General features: G+C 69.4%; 14 protein-coding genes. 7 read left to right on the top strand and 7 right to left on the bottom strand.

Annotated features, from left to right (window positions below):
- Positions 1 to 17 precede the first annotated feature (17 nt).
- Genes EO081_RS00925 through EO081_RS00915 form a run of 3 tightly spaced genes read left to right on the top strand, consistent with a single transcriptional unit; the run spans position 18 to position 1200 of the window.
- On the top strand, positions 18 to 479 hold the full coding sequence (locus EO081_RS00925; protein WP_129340094.1) for a DUF2975 domain-containing protein: 462 nt from the start codon (positions 18 to 20) through the stop codon (positions 477 to 479).
- A gap of 2 nt (positions 480 to 481) precedes the next feature.
- On the top strand, positions 482 to 718 hold the full coding sequence (locus EO081_RS00920) for a helix-turn-helix domain-containing protein (RefSeq protein WP_129340093.1): 237 nt from the start codon (positions 482 to 484) through the stop codon (positions 716 to 718).
- A 44-nt stretch (positions 719 to 762) separates the two neighbouring features.
- Positions 763 to 1200, top strand: a complete 438-nt coding sequence (locus EO081_RS00915) for an acetyltransferase (RefSeq protein WP_129340092.1) — start codon at positions 763 to 765, stop codon at positions 1198 to 1200.
- Between the two features lie 65 nt (positions 1201 to 1265).
- On the opposite strand, the gene EO081_RS00910 is transcribed toward EO081_RS00915, so the two are convergent.
- On the bottom strand, positions 1266 to 1451 hold the full coding sequence (locus EO081_RS00910) for a hypothetical protein (RefSeq protein WP_125961572.1): 186 nt from the start codon (positions 1449 to 1451) through the stop codon (positions 1266 to 1268).
- A gap of 55 nt (positions 1452 to 1506) precedes the next feature.
- Between EO081_RS00910 and EO081_RS00905 the strand changes: the two genes are divergently transcribed.
- On the top strand, positions 1507 to 2313 hold the full coding sequence (locus EO081_RS00905) for a class I SAM-dependent methyltransferase (protein ID WP_129340091.1): 807 nt from the start codon (positions 1507 to 1509) through the stop codon (positions 2311 to 2313).
- Positions 2314 to 2489: 176 nt separating this feature from the next.
- On the opposite strand, the gene phaR is transcribed toward EO081_RS00905, so the two are convergent.
- Positions 2490 to 3068, bottom strand: coding sequence for a polyhydroxyalkanoate synthesis repressor PhaR (gene phaR / locus EO081_RS00900; RefSeq protein ID WP_125961570.1), 579 nt, complete (start codon positions 3066 to 3068; stop codon positions 2490 to 2492).
- Positions 3069 to 3082: 14 nt separating this feature from the next.
- On the opposite strand from phaR, the gene EO081_RS00895 reads away from it, so the two are divergent.
- Together EO081_RS00895 and EO081_RS00890 are read left to right on the top strand one after the other, a co-directional pair.
- Positions 3083 to 4162 (top strand): alpha/beta fold hydrolase, encoded by a 1080-nt coding sequence (locus EO081_RS00895; RefSeq protein ID WP_129340090.1) that lies wholly within the window; start codon positions 3083 to 3085, stop codon positions 4160 to 4162.
- Between the two features lie 48 nt (positions 4163 to 4210).
- A complete protein-coding gene (locus EO081_RS00890) occupies positions 4211 to 5386 on the top strand; it encodes an acetyl-CoA C-acetyltransferase (protein WP_129340089.1) in 1176 nt (391 codons plus the stop codon).
- A gap of 19 nt (positions 5387 to 5405) precedes the next feature.
- On the opposite strand, the gene alr is transcribed toward EO081_RS00890, so the two are convergent.
- On the bottom strand, positions 5406 to 6434 hold the full coding sequence (gene alr, locus EO081_RS00885; RefSeq protein ID WP_240697492.1) for an alanine racemase: 1029 nt from the start codon (positions 6432 to 6434) through the stop codon (positions 5406 to 5408).
- A gap of 128 nt (positions 6435 to 6562) precedes the next feature.
- On the opposite strand from alr, the gene EO081_RS00880 reads away from it, so the two are divergent.
- A complete protein-coding gene (locus EO081_RS00880) occupies positions 6563 to 7759 on the top strand; it encodes an MFS transporter (RefSeq protein ID WP_129340087.1) in 1197 nt (398 codons plus the stop codon).
- 219 nt (positions 7760 to 7978) lie between these two features.
- On the opposite strand, the gene metH is transcribed toward EO081_RS00880, so the two are convergent.
- The 4 genes from metH to EO081_RS00860 all read right to left on the bottom strand — a co-directional run bounded on the left by metH (position 7979) and on the right by EO081_RS00860 (position 13910).
- Positions 7979 to 10651: a methionine synthase gene (gene metH, locus EO081_RS00875; protein ID WP_129340086.1), complete on the bottom strand. Its 2673-nt coding sequence runs from the start codon at positions 10649 to 10651 to the stop codon at positions 7979 to 7981.
- A 154-nt stretch (positions 10652 to 10805) separates the two neighbouring features.
- Entirely contained in the window at positions 10806 to 11852 is a 1047-nt protein-coding gene (locus EO081_RS00870) for a homocysteine S-methyltransferase family protein (RefSeq protein WP_129340085.1), read from the bottom strand.
- A gap of 163 nt (positions 11853 to 12015) precedes the next feature.
- Positions 12016 to 12957: a methylenetetrahydrofolate reductase [NAD(P)H] gene (gene metF / locus EO081_RS00865; protein WP_129340084.1), complete on the bottom strand. Its 942-nt coding sequence runs from the start codon at positions 12955 to 12957 to the stop codon at positions 12016 to 12018.
- The gene (locus EO081_RS00860) at positions 12954 to 13910 is read right to left on the bottom strand and encodes an ArsR/SmtB family transcription factor (RefSeq protein WP_129341372.1); all 957 of its coding nucleotides are present in this window, start codon (positions 13908 to 13910) and stop codon (positions 12954 to 12956) included. The genes metF and EO081_RS00860 overlap by 4 nt, the downstream gene beginning before the upstream one ends.
- Positions 13911 to 14013: the final 103 nt, after the last annotated feature.

Genomic DNA, 14013 nt, shown 5'->3' with positions numbered 1-14013 from the left:
ATCGAAAGGATTCTTCCGTGTCCGTTCAGCTGCTCCAGAGGAACGCCCGCATACTGATGTGGCTCGTCACCATCCCCTTTGCCGCCCTTGCGCTGCTAACCCTCGCGCTACTCGGCAACATCGTCCTGCAGGGGGGCCGGTTCGCCGACACGGTCGCGATCTACTACCTTCCCATGTTTCTTTACATGTGGGCGATCTGGATGGTTCGCAGCGCCTTACGGCGCGTGGCGGAGGGGGCGCTGTTCGAGAATGTCATCGCCCGGCTGCTGCTCCGCGCAGGCATTGCCCTGTTCTGTGGTGCGGTTTTCACGGTGTTTGGCGTCCCGCTGGCCACTGCGCTGGTGCAAGGGGAGCCCTATATCGCGACTTTCGATCCCTCCCCCGTAACTTTGGGTATTGTCGGCGCAACGCTCGCAATGTTCTCGCAGCTGTTCGGCCGGGCCGTCGCAGTGCGGCAGGAACTGGACGAGTTCATCTGAACATGCCCGTCCTCGTCACTCTTGACGCAATGCTCGCTACGCGCAGCATGACAGGCAAGGAACTCGCGAGCCGCATCGGGATCAGCGAAACCCAGCTCTCGCTGTTCAAGTCCGGGAAGGTTCGCGGGATCCGGTTCGCCACCATCGCGAAAATGTGCGCGGTGCTGGAGTGCGCGCCTGGCGACCTGCTCGCCTATCGGTTCGACCCGGCCGATCTGCAGGGGAGCGACGAGAGCTGAGCCCTCACCTAGCGCCTCGTGGCCCGTTCGGGCATCACACTGCCATGTTCACGATCAGGCGCGCCCAGGCGGGCGAAGGCGACCGCATTGTCGAGATCTGGCGCGCCGCCGTCGATGCGACTCACGACTTCCTCTCGACCGAGGATCGAGCCGCGATCGACGCGGAGGTCTGCGCCTTCCTTCCGCATGCCCCCGTGTGGCTTGCCGTCGATGGCAAGAATCGCCCGCTCGCCTTCATGCTCCTGGACAGCGGCCACATGGAGGCTTTGTTCGTCGATCCGGCCGTTCATGGGCGGGGGATCGGCGCCGCGCTGGTGCGGCACGCGCTTGCGCTGCATCCTGGCCTGACGACGGACGTGAACGAACAGAACGGCCAGGCGGTCGGCTTCTATGAGCGCTTGGGTTTTCGCCCTACCGGCCGCTCACCCTGCGACGGCCAAGGCAGGCCATACCCGCTGATCCACCTCGCCCACCCGGGCTGAGCGAACGGCCGCGCCACCCATCTGCCGTCGCATGTCGCCGGGGCAGCGGAGGCCAGCTCGGCCCCTCACCCCGTAAGCGCAAGCGCGCCCAGGATCACCGCGCACAGGATCGCCGCCATCTGGATGCCGGGCCAGGGCATCACCCCCACCCGGTCCAGGTCGGCGCGCCGCGCACGTCGCGCGTCGGCGACCCCGCTCGCCACCGCCACTGCCGCCAGCGCGGCCGCTCCGCTCCAAAGTCCCACTTGCATCCGCCGCGCTTAGCCGCACAACATCGCCGCGTCACCTTTTTGGAAGGTCGTTCCGATGCGCCCGATGCTGCCGATCCTCGCCCTTGCCGCCGCGGCGGTTCCCCTGGCTGCGACCGCCGTCGCCCGTCCCGAGACCCCGAAGCAGGCGCTCGCCGCCGCGATCGCCTCGCCTGCGCGCACGCCCGCCAACGTCGCCCGCGACCGCTATCGCCACCCGGCCGAGACGCTCGCCTTCTTCGGCGTGAAGCCCTCCGACACGGTGGTGGAGGTCTGGCCGGGCGGCGGCTGGTATACCGAGATACTCGCCCCCTATCTGGCGCGCACCGGCAGCTATTACGCCGCCGCCCCGCTGCCGAACGGCGCCAAGGGCGTGCAGGCGCTCCAGGCGAAGGACGCCGCGCGCTATGCCAAGGTGCGGATCGCGGGCTTCCCGGCCAAGCCCGGCGACGCGACCGTGCCCGACGGCAGCGCCGACGTGGTGCTCACCTTCCGCAACGTCCACAACTGGCGCTTCGGCGGCGCGGACCAGGCGCAGGCTATGTTCGCCGCGATGTTCGCCATGCTGAAGCCCGGCGGCACGCTGGGCGTGGTCGAGCATCGCCTGCCCGAGGGACGCGACGCGTCGGCCGAAGAAAAGAGCGGCTATATGAAGGAAAGCTCGGTGATCGGCTTCGCCACCAGGGCCGGGTTCAAGCTCGCCGGCCGGTCGGAGGTGAACGCCAATCCGCGCGACACCGCCGATTGGCCGCAGGGCGTGTGGACGCTGCCGCCGAGCTATCGCCTGGGCGACACCGATCGCGCCAAATATGCCGCGATCGGCGAGAGCGACCGCATGACGCTACGCTTCGTCAAGCCGCGCTGACCCTCAGAGCTGCGCAAGCGCCACATACTGCCGTACCCCCGCGCAGGCGGGGGTCCAGGGCCAAGCAGAACAACCGCTGGCGGTGTTTCGAACTCTGGGTTCCTGCCTTCGCAGGAGCACGGCGGAGCCCTGCGGCGGTGGAGGGCTGACGCGCCCTCCCCGCCCCAGGAACTGGCTCACTTGGCCAGCTTGTCGACCTTTTCCTGCAACCGGGCGAGCTCTGCGCGCAGCGCCTGCATCTCGCCCTCGCCGCCCTCGTTCGCGGTAGGCGCCGGGACGCTGCTGTCGTTGGCGGCACCCGTCTTGAACGCCGCGGTCGCCGCTTCGAACATCGCCATGTTGCGCTTGGCGATCTCGGCAAAGGGCGTGTTGGCGAACGGCGAATTGGCGAACGCGCCCTCCACCGCCGACTTGAACTGCTCCTGGTTGCGGCGGAAGCTGTCCATCGACGCTTCCAGATAGCCCGGCACCATCGCCTGCATCGAATCACCGTACAGCGCGATCAGCTGGCGCAGGAAGCTCACCGGCAGCATCGTCTGCCCGCGGCTTTCTTCCTCCATGATGATCTGCGTCAGCACATTGTGGGTGATGTCGTCGTCGGACTTGGCGTCGACCACCTTGAAGTCGCGACCCTCGCGAGTCATCGCCGCGAGATGGTCCAGCGTGATGTAGGACGAGGTCTCGGTATTGTAGAGACGCCGGTTGGCGTATTTCTTGATGATGACGGGCCCGCCATCCGACACGGTCTTTTTCATGCAGAACCCCTGAAATGTCTGACTCGACGATACCACCCTTTTCTGCCGCGCTGCAACGCGGGCCGCGTCCGCTGCCGCTCTTCCTGGAGATGCTGCGGTCGGAGACGGCGGATGCCCCCGAACGCCGCGCCGCAGCACTGGCCGGCCTCCGCGCGTTCCAGCAGGCCCCCCGCCCCCCGCGCTCGCCGGCCGCCGCGGTGCTGGCACGGCGCGGGCGGGCGACGCTGCACGACTATGGGCAGGGCGCGGCCGCCGGTCGCCCCGTGGTGTTCGTCCCCTCGCTCATCAACCCGCCCTTCGTGCTCGATCTCGCGCCGGACAATTCGCTGCTGCGCTGGCTGGCGGGCCGGGGAATGCGCCCCCTGCTGGTCGACTGGGGCACGCCCGCGCCCGCCGATCGCGGCCAGGACATCGACGCGCATGTGACGGACCTGCTGCTGCCGCTGCTCGACGCGCTGCCCGAGCCGCCGGTGCTGGTCGGCTATTGCCTGGGCGGCACGCTTGCGCTCGCGGCCGCAGCACTCCGGCCGGTCGCGGGGATCGCGCTGATCGCCACGCCCTGGCACTTCGCCGGCTTCGGCACCGGCGCGCGCGCGCGTATCGCCGCGCTGTGGCAGGCGGCGGAGCCGACCTGCGCGGCGCTGGGGCTGGTGCCGATGGAGGTGCTGCAATCCGGCTTCTGGCGGCTCGATCCCGCCCGCACCGTCGCCAAGTTCGAGTCGTTCGGCACGCTCGATCCCGAAAGCGCGAAAGCGCAGGCCTTTGTCGCGCTGGAAGACTGGGCCAATGCGGGGGCGCCGCTCACCTATGCGGCCGGGCGCCAGCTGTTCGAGGGCTTCTTCGGCGACGACCTGCCCGGCAGCGGCCGCTGGCAGCCGGGCGGCCGCCCGGTCGCGCCCGGCGCGCTCGCCTGCCCGGCGATCGACTTCGTGGCGCAGGGCGACCGCATCGTGCCGGCACGAAGCGCGGCCGGCCTGCCCGACTGCCACCCCGTCGCCGCGGGCCATGTCGGCATGGTGGTGGGCAGCCGCGCGCCTGCGCTGCTCTGGCACCCACTCGCCGACTGGATAAGCCGGGTTCCCGCGACTAGATAGGCGCAAAGCGCCGCACGAGGGCGGCCGCACCTGAGAGGACTCTGCCGCATGACCGAGATCGTGATCGCCGCCGCCAAGCGAACCCCGGTCGGCAGCTTCCTGGGCGCGTTCGCCACCACCCCCGCCCACGAACTCGGCCGCCAGGCGATCGAGGCCGCGCTCGCGCAGGCCGGCGTCGCGCCGGCGGACGTGTCGGAGGTGATCCTGGGCCAGGTGCTCACCGCCGGTCAGGGGCAGAACCCCGCGCGCCAGGCGTCGATGGCCGCCGGCATCCCCAAGGAAGTGCCCGCCTGGGGCGTGAACCAGGTGTGCGGATCGGGTCTGCGCACGGTCGCGCTCGCCTATCAGGCAATCCTGACCGGCGACGCCTCGATCGTGGTGGCGGGCGGCCAGGAAAGCATGTCGCTCTCCGCCCACGCCCAGGCGCTGCGTGCCGGCTCCAAGATGGGCGACGTCGCCTTGGTCGACACCATGATCAAGGACGGCCTGACGGACGTCTTCAACGGCTATCACATGGGCATCACCGCCGAGAACCTTGCGGAGCAGTACGCGGTCAGCCGGCAGGATCAGGACACGTTCGCGGTGCGCTCGCAGAACCTGGCCGAACAGGCCCGCAGCGAAGGCCGCTTCAAGGACGAGATCGCCCCCGTGACGGTGAAGGGCCGCAAGGGCGACACGATCATCGCCGACGACGAATATATCCGCGCCGGCGCCACGCTGGACGCGGTGTCGGGCTTGCGCCCGGCGTTCAAGAAGGACGGCACCGTCACCGCCGGCAACGCCAGCGGCATCAACGACGGCGCCGCGGCGCTGGTGGTGATGTCGGCCGACGAGGCGAAGCGCCGCGGCATCACCCCGCTCGCGACCATCAAGAGCTGGGCCTCGGCCGGCGTCGATCCGTCGATCATGGGCATCGGCCCCGTCCCCGCCTCCCGCCGGGCGCTCGAAAAGGCGGGCTGGACCGTCGAGGACCTCGACCTCATCGAGGCGAACGAGGCGTTCGCGGCCCAGGCGCTGGCGGTCGGCAAGGACATGGGCTGGGACGCCGACAAGGTGAACGTCAACGGCGGCGCGATCGCGATCGGGCACCCGATCGGCGCCTCGGGCGCGCGCGTGCTCACCACGCTCCTCTACGCCATGCAGGGTCGCGGCGCGAAAAAAGGCCTCGCCACCCTGTGCATCGGCGGCGGCATGGGCATCGCCATGTGCGTCGAGCGGCCGTAAGGCCCCGCGCGGGTCTGGCCTAGCGCCAGACCCGATCGAACCGACGGCCGAGGCCCGTCAGCAGTTCATATTGCGACCGGCCGGATGCCGCTGCGGCGCGCTCCAGCGCATAGTCGATCGTCAGCCAGTCGCCCTCGACAACGTCTGCGGCGGAGACATCGACGATCAGCAGGTCCATCGACACACGCCCGCGCACCGGGCAGGCGATGTCCCCGGCGAACACGGTCCCCGTGTCCGAGAATCCGCGCCCGTATCCGTCCGCATAGCCGATGTTGAGCACCGCCAGTTCCTGGTCGGCCGGCGCCACATAGGTCGCGTTGTAGCCCGCCGCCTCGCCGGCCCGCATGCGACGGCGCTGGAGCACCTGCGCCTCCGGATACACCACCTGCCGGATCACGCCCTCTGCCGCGGGGCACGGAACGCCGCCGTAGAGCGCTAGGCCCGGCCGGGTCAGGTCGAAGCCATAGTCCGCGCCCAGGAAGATGCCCGCACTGTTGGCAAGGCTGTAGCGCCTGGCCGGCACCCGCGCCGCGACCGCGGCGAAGCGCACGCGCTGCTCTGCGTTCATCGGATGATCCTCGTCCGCGCAGGCGAGGTGGCTGACGAGCGTCTCGATCTCCAGGCCCTCGAACACCGCGCCCGGCGCGTCCCAACGCACCCCCAGCCGGTTCATGCCGGTATCCACCATCACGTCGCACGGGCCGCCGCCGCTGTCGCGCCAGCGCGCGATCTGCCGCTCCGTATTGAGCACAGGGCGGACCTGCGGCCAGCGACGCGCCCCCGCGAGATCCTCCTCGCGCACGCCGTGCAGCACCGACACCGCGGGCGTGACGTCGGCGATCGCCTCGGCCTCCGCCCAGTTCGCCACGAAGAAGTCGCGGCACCCGGCTTCGCTCAGCCGGCGCACCACCTCGCGCGAACCTAGGCCATAGCCGTCGGCCTTGACCGCGGCACCGCAGGCGGCCGGGCCGCTGCGCCGGGCAAGCGCCTGCCAGTTGTGGACGAGCGCGGCGCCATCGAGCCGCAGGCGGAGAGGGGCATCGGTCACGCGACGCGGCCTAGCGCCTGGGCCCGCGGGCGTCGAGGGCAGCCCGGCCCGCTTGCTTGCGTTTGCGCAAACCAGCGTTGCGGCGGCTGCGCTTGCGCTGCAGTGCAGCATCACCCATCTGCGTGACGATGGCTTCCTCCCCTCCTGCTTCCACGCGCGGTGTCGCGCTGGTGCACCTCGCCCTTGCCACCGGCGGCTTTGCGATCGGCACGACCGAATTCGCGGCCATGAGCCTGGTGCCCCTGTTCGCGCCCGGTCTCGGCATCACCGAGCCGGTCGCCGGCCACGTCATCAGCGCCTATGCGCTGGGCGTGGTGGTGGGGGCGCCGCTCGTCGCCGTGCTCGGCGCGCGCCTCTCCCGGTTCACGTTGCTGATCGCGCTGATGGGCTCGTTCGCGCTGTTCAACGGCTTGAGCGCGCTGGCGCCGACCTATGGCTGGATGCTGGCCTTCCGCTTCCTGAGCGGCCTGCCGCACGGCGCCTATTTCGGCGCGGCCTCGCTGGTCGCTGCCTCGCTGGTGCCGGTGGAGAAGCGCACCCAGGCGGTCGGGCGCGTGATGCTGGGGCTGACGGTCGCCACCATCCTGGGCGTGCCGGCGGCCAATGCGCTCGGCCAGACGGTCGGCTGGCGCTGGGGCTTCGGCGTGGTCGCGGTGCTGGCGCTCGGCACCGTGGCAATGCTGGTGGCGCTCGCACCGCGCGACAAGGCGGACCGCACCGCCAGCCCGCTTGCCGAACTGAGCGCCCTCGCCCGCCCGCAGGTTTGGCTGACGCTCGGCATCGGCGCGGTCGGGTTCGGCGGCATGTTCTGCGTCTACACCTATGTCGCCTCCACCCTGCTTGAGGTGACGCGCGTCTCGGCGGCGACCGTCCCGGTGGTGCTGGCGGTGTTCGGGACCGGCATGACCGCGGGCAACCTGATCGTGCCGCGCTTCGCCGATCGCGCGCTGATGCCGACGGTCGCGTTCACCCTGCTGTGGAGCGCGGCCATGCTGGCGCTCTACACCTTCGCGGCGGCGTCCTTGTGGACGATCGTCCCGTGCGTGTTCCTGATCGGTCTCGGCGGTGCGCTCGGCACCGTGCTCCAGACCCGGCTGATGGACGTCGCGGGCGAGGCGCAGAGCCTGGCGGCCGCGCTCAACCATTCGGCGCTCAACCTCGCGAACGCGATCGGACCCTGGGTCGGGGGCATGGCGATCGCCGCCGGCTGGGGCTGGGAATCGACCGGCGCGATCGGCGCGGTGCTGGCGCTCGCCGGCCTGCCGATCTGGGCGGTGTCGGTGGCGATGGAGCGCCGGCGGATCGGCGCGCTGCAGCCGGCCTGAGACAACCCTACCGTCCTCCTGACGGAAGTCAGCATCCGTTACGGTTGCGGCTGGAGTCGCGAGCGTCGCGCGAATGGATGCTGACGTTCGTCAGCATGACGGTGAAGATCTGACGGTATCAGCCGTACTCCCGCGAAGGCGGGAGCCCAGGGCCACGCACGACACCGCCTGCGAATCCTGGGCTCCTGCCTTCGCCCGAGCACGGCGACGGCTTGAAGCTCAGTCCAGGTTCGGCCGCAGCCAGCGCTCGGCCTGCTCGACGCTCACCCCGCGGCGGCGGGCATAGTCCTCCAGCTGGTCGCGGCCGATGCGCGCCACCCCGAAATAGTGGCTGTCCGGGTGGCCGAAGTAGAAGCCCGACACCGCCGCGGTCGGCAGCATCGCAAAGCTCTCGGTCAGCACCAGCCCGGCGCGCTCGCCCGCGCCCAGCATGTCGAACAGCATGGGCTTCAGGCTATGCTCCGGGCAGGCCGGATAGCCCGGTGCTGGGCGGATGCCGCGATACTGCTCGCGCACCAGCGCCTCGTTGGTCAGCTGCTCGTCGGGCGCATAGCCCCACAGGGTCGTGCGGACATGCTGGTGCAGCCGCTCGGCGAACGCCTCGGCGAGACGGTCGGCCAGCGCCTTCAGCAGGATGTCGTTGTAGTCGTCGTGCGCCGCCTTGAAGCGCGCGATGTGCGGGTCGATGCCGTGGATGCCGACGGCGAAGCCGCCCATCCAGTCGCCGGCCGGATCGATGAAGTCGGCCAGGCACAGGTTCGCCCGCCCCTCGCGCTTGGCGATCTGCTGGCGCAGCATCGGCAGGCGCACGCTTCCCTCGTTGTCGCGGTCGAGGTCGGGCGTGTGCAGGTCGGCCGGGAAGTGCGCGCCGTCCGGGCTCACCTGATCCTCAGAGTGGCGGGTGCGCACCACGATGTCGTCGCCGTCGCGGTGGCACGGCCACAGGCCCGCCACGCCGCGGGCGGTCAGCCACTTTTCGGCAATGATGATGTCGAGCATCTTCTGCGCGTCTTCGTAGAGCCCGCGCGCGCTCTCCCCCACGATCTCGTCGTCGAGGATCGCCGGGAAGTTGCCGGCCAGTTCCCAGGCGCGGAAGAACGGCGTCCAGTCGATGTATTCGCGCAGGTCGGTGAGGTCCCAGTCGTCATACTGGTGGATGCCGGGCTGCGCGGGTGCCGCCGGCTTCTGCGCGAAATCGGCAACGAAGCCGGCGGCGCGCGCATCAGCGATCGGCAGCAGCGCGCTCTGCCCCTTGCCCTCGCGCGCGGCGCGGACGGCGGCATAATCCTCGGCGACCTTGGTCACATAGTCGTCGCGCTGCGTGTCGCTCACCAGCGTCGTCGCCACGCCCACCGCACGGCTGGCGTCGAGCACATGCACCACCGGTCCGTCATAGGCCGGTGCGATGCGCAGCGCGGTGTGCACCTTCGACGTCGTGGCGCCGCCGATGAGCAGCGGCATCACCATCTTGGCGCGCTTCATCTCCTCGGCCACCGTCACCATCTCGTCGAGCGACGGCGTGATGAGGCCCGACAGCCCGATCATGTCTGCGTCGTTCTCGTTCGCCGCCTCCAAGATCTTGGACCAGGGCACCATCACGCCCAAGTCTACCACTTCGAAGCCGTTGCACTGGAGCACGACGCCGACGATGTTCTTGCCGATGTCGTGGACGTCGCCCTTGACGGTGGCCATGATGACCTTGCCCTTGCCCTTGGAGCCGGGCTCCTTGGCGGCCTCGATGAAGGGCAAGAGGTGCGCCACCGCCTTCTTCATCACGCGCGCGGACTTCACCACCTGCGGCAGGAACATCTTGCCCGATCCGAACAGGTCGCCGACCACGTTCATGCCGTCCATCAAAGGACCCTCGATTACCTCGATCGGCCGTGTGAACAGCTGGCGCGCCTCCTCGGTATCGTCGACGACATGCGCGTCGATGCCCTTCACCAGCGCATGTTCCAGCCGCTTGGCGACGCCCCAGCTGCGCCACTCCGCCGCCTGCTTCTCCGCCACCGCATCGGTGCCACGGAAGCGCTCGGCGAGCGCCACCAGCCGCTCGCCCGCATCCGGATCGCGGTTGAGGATCACGTCCTCACACGCCGCGCGCAGTTCCGGCTCGATCTGGTCATAGACGTCGAGCTGGCCAGCGTTGACGATCGCCATGTCCATGCCCGCGGGGATGGCGTGGTAGAGGAACACCGAGTGCATCGCCTTGCGGACCGGCTCGTTGCCGCGGAACGAGAAGGACAGGTTCGACAGGCCGCCCGAGATATGGACGTGCGGGCAGCGCGCCTTGATCTCGCGGCACGCCTCGATGAAGTCGACGCCGTAGTTGTTGTGCTCCTCGATCCCCGTCGCGACCGCGAACACGTTGGGATCGAAGATGATGTCCTCGGGCGGGAAACCGATGCCGACCAGCAGCTTGTAGGCGCGCTCGCAGATCTCGACCTTGCGGTCCTTGGTGTCGGCCTGGCCGACCTCGTCGAACGCCATCACCACGACCGCGGCGCCATAGGCCATGCACTTGCGGGCGTGTTCGAGGAAGATCTCCTCGCCTTCCTTCATGCTGATCGAATTGACGATCGGCTTGCCGGACACGCACTTCAGCCCGGCCTCGATCACGTCCCACTTCGAGCTGTCGACCATCACCGGGATGCGGGCGATGTCCGGCTCGGCCTGGATCAGCTTCAGGAAGGTCGTCATGGCGTGGTGCGCGTCAAGCAGCCCCTCGTCCATGTTGACGTCCAGCACCTGCGCGCCCGCCTCCACCTGCTGGAGCGCGACCTCGATCGCGGCGGCATAGTCGCCGTTCATGATCAGCTTCTTGAAGCGCGCCGAGCCGGTGACGTTGGTGCGCTCGCCGATGTTGACGAAGCTGGTGGAGGACTGGGTCATGGTCTTCTTCTCTCGATCCTCCCCCGCAGGGGGAGGGGGACCGCCGAAGGCGGTGGAGGGGTAGTTGCAACAAACGGACCGGCTTGCGCGTGGGGAAATACCCCTCCACCAGCTTCGCTGGTCCCCCTCCCCCTGCCGGGGGAGGATCTAGAACTCAGGCCGCCATGGTGAACGGCTCGAGCCCGGCAAGCCGCGTCCGCACTTCCGGCGTCGGGATCTTGCGCGGCGGCAGTTCGCGCACCGCCTCGGCGATCGCCTGAATGTGCGCCGGGGTCGATCCGCAGCAGCCGCCGAGCACATTGACCTGGCGGTTCTCCGCCCAGTCGCGCACCAGCCCCGCGGTCGTCTCCGGCGCCTCGTCATAGGCGCCGAGCTCGTTGGGCAGCCCGGCGTTCGGATAGACCATGATCAGCGTGTCGCAGATCTGCGACAGCGTCTTCACATGCGGCCGCAGCTGCTCCGCCCCGAACGAGCAGTTGAGCCCGATGGTGAGCGGCCGCGCATGGCGCACCGCATGCCAGAACGCCTCGACCGTATGCCCCGACAGGTTGCGCCCGGACAGGTCGGTCAGCGTCATCGACAGCATGATCGGCAGGTCGCGGCCGAGATCGTTGCCCGCCTCGATCGCCGCCATGATGCCGGCTTTGGCGTTCAGCGTGTCGAACACCGTTTCGATCAGCACGAAGTCCGCCCCGCCCTCGACCAGCGCGTCGATCTGCTCGCGATAGACGTCCTTCAGATAGTCGAACTCGATCTCGCGGAAGCCGGGATCGTTGACGTCGGGGCTCAGCGACAGCGTCTTGTTGGTCGGCCCGATCGCCCCGGCGACGAAGCGCGGGCGGCCATCCTTGGCCTGGAACTCGTCGGCGATGCGGCGGGCGAGCTTCGCGCTCTCGACGTTGATCTCGCGCACCAGATGCTCGGCGCCATAGTCGGCCTGGCTGATGCGGTTGGCGGAGAAGGTGTTGGTCTCGGCGATGTCGGCGCCTGCCGCGAAATAGGCGCGATGGATCGACTCCGGCACCTCGGGCTTGGTCAGCGCCAGGATGTCGTTGTTGCCCTTCTGGTCGTGGGACAGGCCCAGGCTGCCGGCATAGTCGGCTTCCGACAGCTTCCAGTTCTGGATCTCGGTCCCGAACGCGCCGTCGGTGATGAGCACGCGCTTGGCGGCCTCGGCCAGCAGGGTTTCGCGAGGGGTCATGCCTTCAACCTTCTTTCGTCACCTTGGACGTATTCGTTCGCCGCAACCGCGTCGTCACCCTGAACTTGTTCCAGGGTCCATCTGTCCACATCCGCCGCCGTCGCTTGCTGCACGGTGGATGCCGAAACGAGTTCAGCATGACGGGAGTGGTGGAGGCGAGGGTTCACGCCGCAACCGCGCCCGCCGCCTTGTTCGGCCGCAGCCCGAGCAGATGGCAGATCGCATAGCTCAGCTCGGCGCGGTTGAGCGTGTAGAAGTGGAAGTGGCGCACGTCGCCCGCATAGAGCCGGCGGCACATCTCCGCCGCGATCGTCGCCGCCACCAGCTGGCGCGAGGCGGGATGGTCGTCCAGCCCCTCGAACAGCCGGTCCATCCAGTCCGGGATTGCCGCCCCGCACATGCCGGCGAACTTGCGCGTCTGGGCGACGTTGGAGACCGGCAGGATGCCCGGCACGATCTCGGCCGAAATGCCGGCCGCCGTCGCTGCGTCGCGGAAGCGGAAGAACGCCTCGGGCGTGAAGAAGAACTGGGTGATCGCCCGCGTCGCACCCGCGTCCAGCTTGCGCTTTAGGTTGTCGAGGTCCTCCGCCTTGGTCCCCGAATCCGGGTGGCACTCGGGATAGGCGGCGACCGAAATCTCGAACGGGTGCAGCTTCTTCAGCCCCGCGACCAGCTCGGCCGCATTGGCATAGCCGTCGCGGTGCGCCTGGAACTTCTGGCCCGCCACCGGCGGATCGCCGCGCAGCGCCACGATGTGGCGCACGCCCGCGGCCCAATATTCCTCGGCCACCTGGTCGATCTCGTCGCGGCTCGCCTCGACGCAGGTCAGGTGCGCGGCCGCGGCCAGGCTCGTCTCGCGCTGGATGCGCGCGACGGTGGCATGGGTGCGCTCGCGCGTCGATCCGCCCGCGCCATAGGTGACGGAGACGAAGCGGGGGCTGAGCGGCTCCAGCGTGCGCACCGCCTCCCACAGCGTCTCTTCCATCTTCGCCGACTTGGGCGGGAAGAACTCGAACGACACCGCAGCGTCGCCCGCCATGTCCGCGAACAGCGGCGCGTCGAGCGCGCGGCGCGCTTCCTCGAGCTGGTTCACCGAAATCGTCATGCCGCCTGCTTCTCCACCCGGGTGGCGCCGGTTTTCCGCGCCAGCCACAGCTTCACCGTCAGTTCGCCGCCTTCCAGCGTCTCCGTCTGTACGGGCGCGAGCCCGGCCGCGGCGAACCAGCCGAGCATCTGCTCGTCCGAAAATCCAAGTCGCGCATGCGCGTCGCGCGTGCGCAGGTCCTCGCGCTCGTGCGGCGCGAAATCGACGATCAGCAACCGCCCTCCGCTCGCCAGCACGCGCGCGGCCTCCGCGATCACCGCGCCGGGGTGCTGCGCGAAATGCAGCACATGGTGCAGGATCGCAGCGTCGGCATCGTCGTCCGACAGCGGCAGCCGGTAGAAGTCGGCCTGGCGCAGCTCCGCCTTGTCGAGCCCGCGCTCGGAAAGCTTGGCCCGCGCCAGCCGCAGCATTTCCGAGCTGCGGTCGATGCCCAGCGCATGCGCCGCCTGCGGCGCGAACAGCTCCAGCATCCGGCCGGTGCCGGTGCCGATGTCAACCAGCGTCCCGATCGGCTGCGCGCCCAGCGCCCGCGCACACGCTGCCTCCACCTCGCTTTCGGCCACGTGCAGCGATCGGATCGCGTCCCATTCGCCGGCGTGCGCCTCGAACCAGGCGGCGGCCGCCTGCGCGCGGTCTGCACGCACCGCCGCGAGCCGTGCGGTGTCGGCCAGCGTCCAGGGATCGCCCTCGCCCGTCCAGGCGTCGATCGCGGCGAGCACCGGCGCGATCCGCGCCTCCTCTCCCAGCGCCACGAACACCCAGCTGCCTTCCTTGCGCCGCTCGGCAAGGCCTGCGTCGACCAGGATCTTCACATGGCGCGAGACGCGCGGCTGGCTCTGCCCCAGCACCTGCGCCAGCTCGCCCACCGACAGCTCCATCGAGCGCAGCAGCGCCACGATGCGCAGCCGGGTCGCGTCCGCAAGCGCGCGAAAGATGTCGAGGGCGGGAGCCATGCGCGGTGATATAAAGATTTCTTTATATGGGGTCAACGCCGCGCCACGGCTTGCACGCGCCCGTTGCGGCAGGGAAACAACCCTGCCCTCGGTGCGTTCGCGC

This window comes from Sphingomonas desiccabilis (assembly GCF_004135605.1).
Lineage (GTDB): Bacteria > Pseudomonadota > Alphaproteobacteria > Sphingomonadales > Sphingomonadaceae > Sphingomonas > Sphingomonas desiccabilis.
Note: the sequence above shows the minus strand (reverse complement) of the source record. Positions and strands in the feature narration are given on the sequence as shown.

Coding starts and splice junctions, on each gene's coding strand:
- EO081_RS00920 (WP_129340093.1), top strand. CDS start 482: ATGCCCGTCCTCGTCACTCTTGACGCAATGCTCGCTACGCGCAGCATG.
- EO081_RS00915 (WP_129340092.1), top strand. CDS start 763: ATGTTCACGATCAGGCGCGCCCAGGCGGGCGAAGGCGACCGCATTGTC.
- EO081_RS00910 (WP_125961572.1), bottom strand. CDS start 1,451: ATGCAAGTGGGACTTTGGAGCGGAGCGGCCGCGCTGGCGGCAGTGGCG.
- EO081_RS00905 (WP_129340091.1), top strand. CDS start 1,507: ATGCGCCCGATGCTGCCGATCCTCGCCCTTGCCGCCGCGGCGGTTCCC.
- phaR (WP_125961570.1), bottom strand. CDS start 3,068: ATGAAAAAGACCGTGTCGGATGGCGGGCCCGTCATCATCAAGAAATAC.
- EO081_RS00895 (WP_129340090.1), top strand. CDS start 3,083: ATGTCTGACTCGACGATACCACCCTTTTCTGCCGCGCTGCAACGCGGG.
- EO081_RS00890 (WP_129340089.1), top strand. CDS start 4,211: ATGACCGAGATCGTGATCGCCGCCGCCAAGCGAACCCCGGTCGGCAGC.
- EO081_RS00880 (WP_129340087.1), top strand. CDS start 6,563: ATGGCTTCCTCCCCTCCTGCTTCCACGCGCGGTGTCGCGCTGGTGCAC.
- metH (WP_129340086.1), bottom strand. CDS start 10,651: ATGACCCAGTCCTCCACCAGCTTCGTCAACATCGGCGAGCGCACCAAC.
- EO081_RS00870 (WP_129340085.1), bottom strand. CDS start 11,852: ATGACCCCTCGCGAAACCCTGCTGGCCGAGGCCGCCAAGCGCGTGCTC.
- metF (WP_129340084.1), bottom strand. CDS start 12,957: ATGACGATTTCGGTGAACCAGCTCGAGGAAGCGCGCCGCGCGCTCGAC.
- EO081_RS00860 (WP_129341372.1), bottom strand. CDS start 13,910: ATGGCTCCCGCCCTCGACATCTTTCGCGCGCTTGCGGACGCGACCCGG.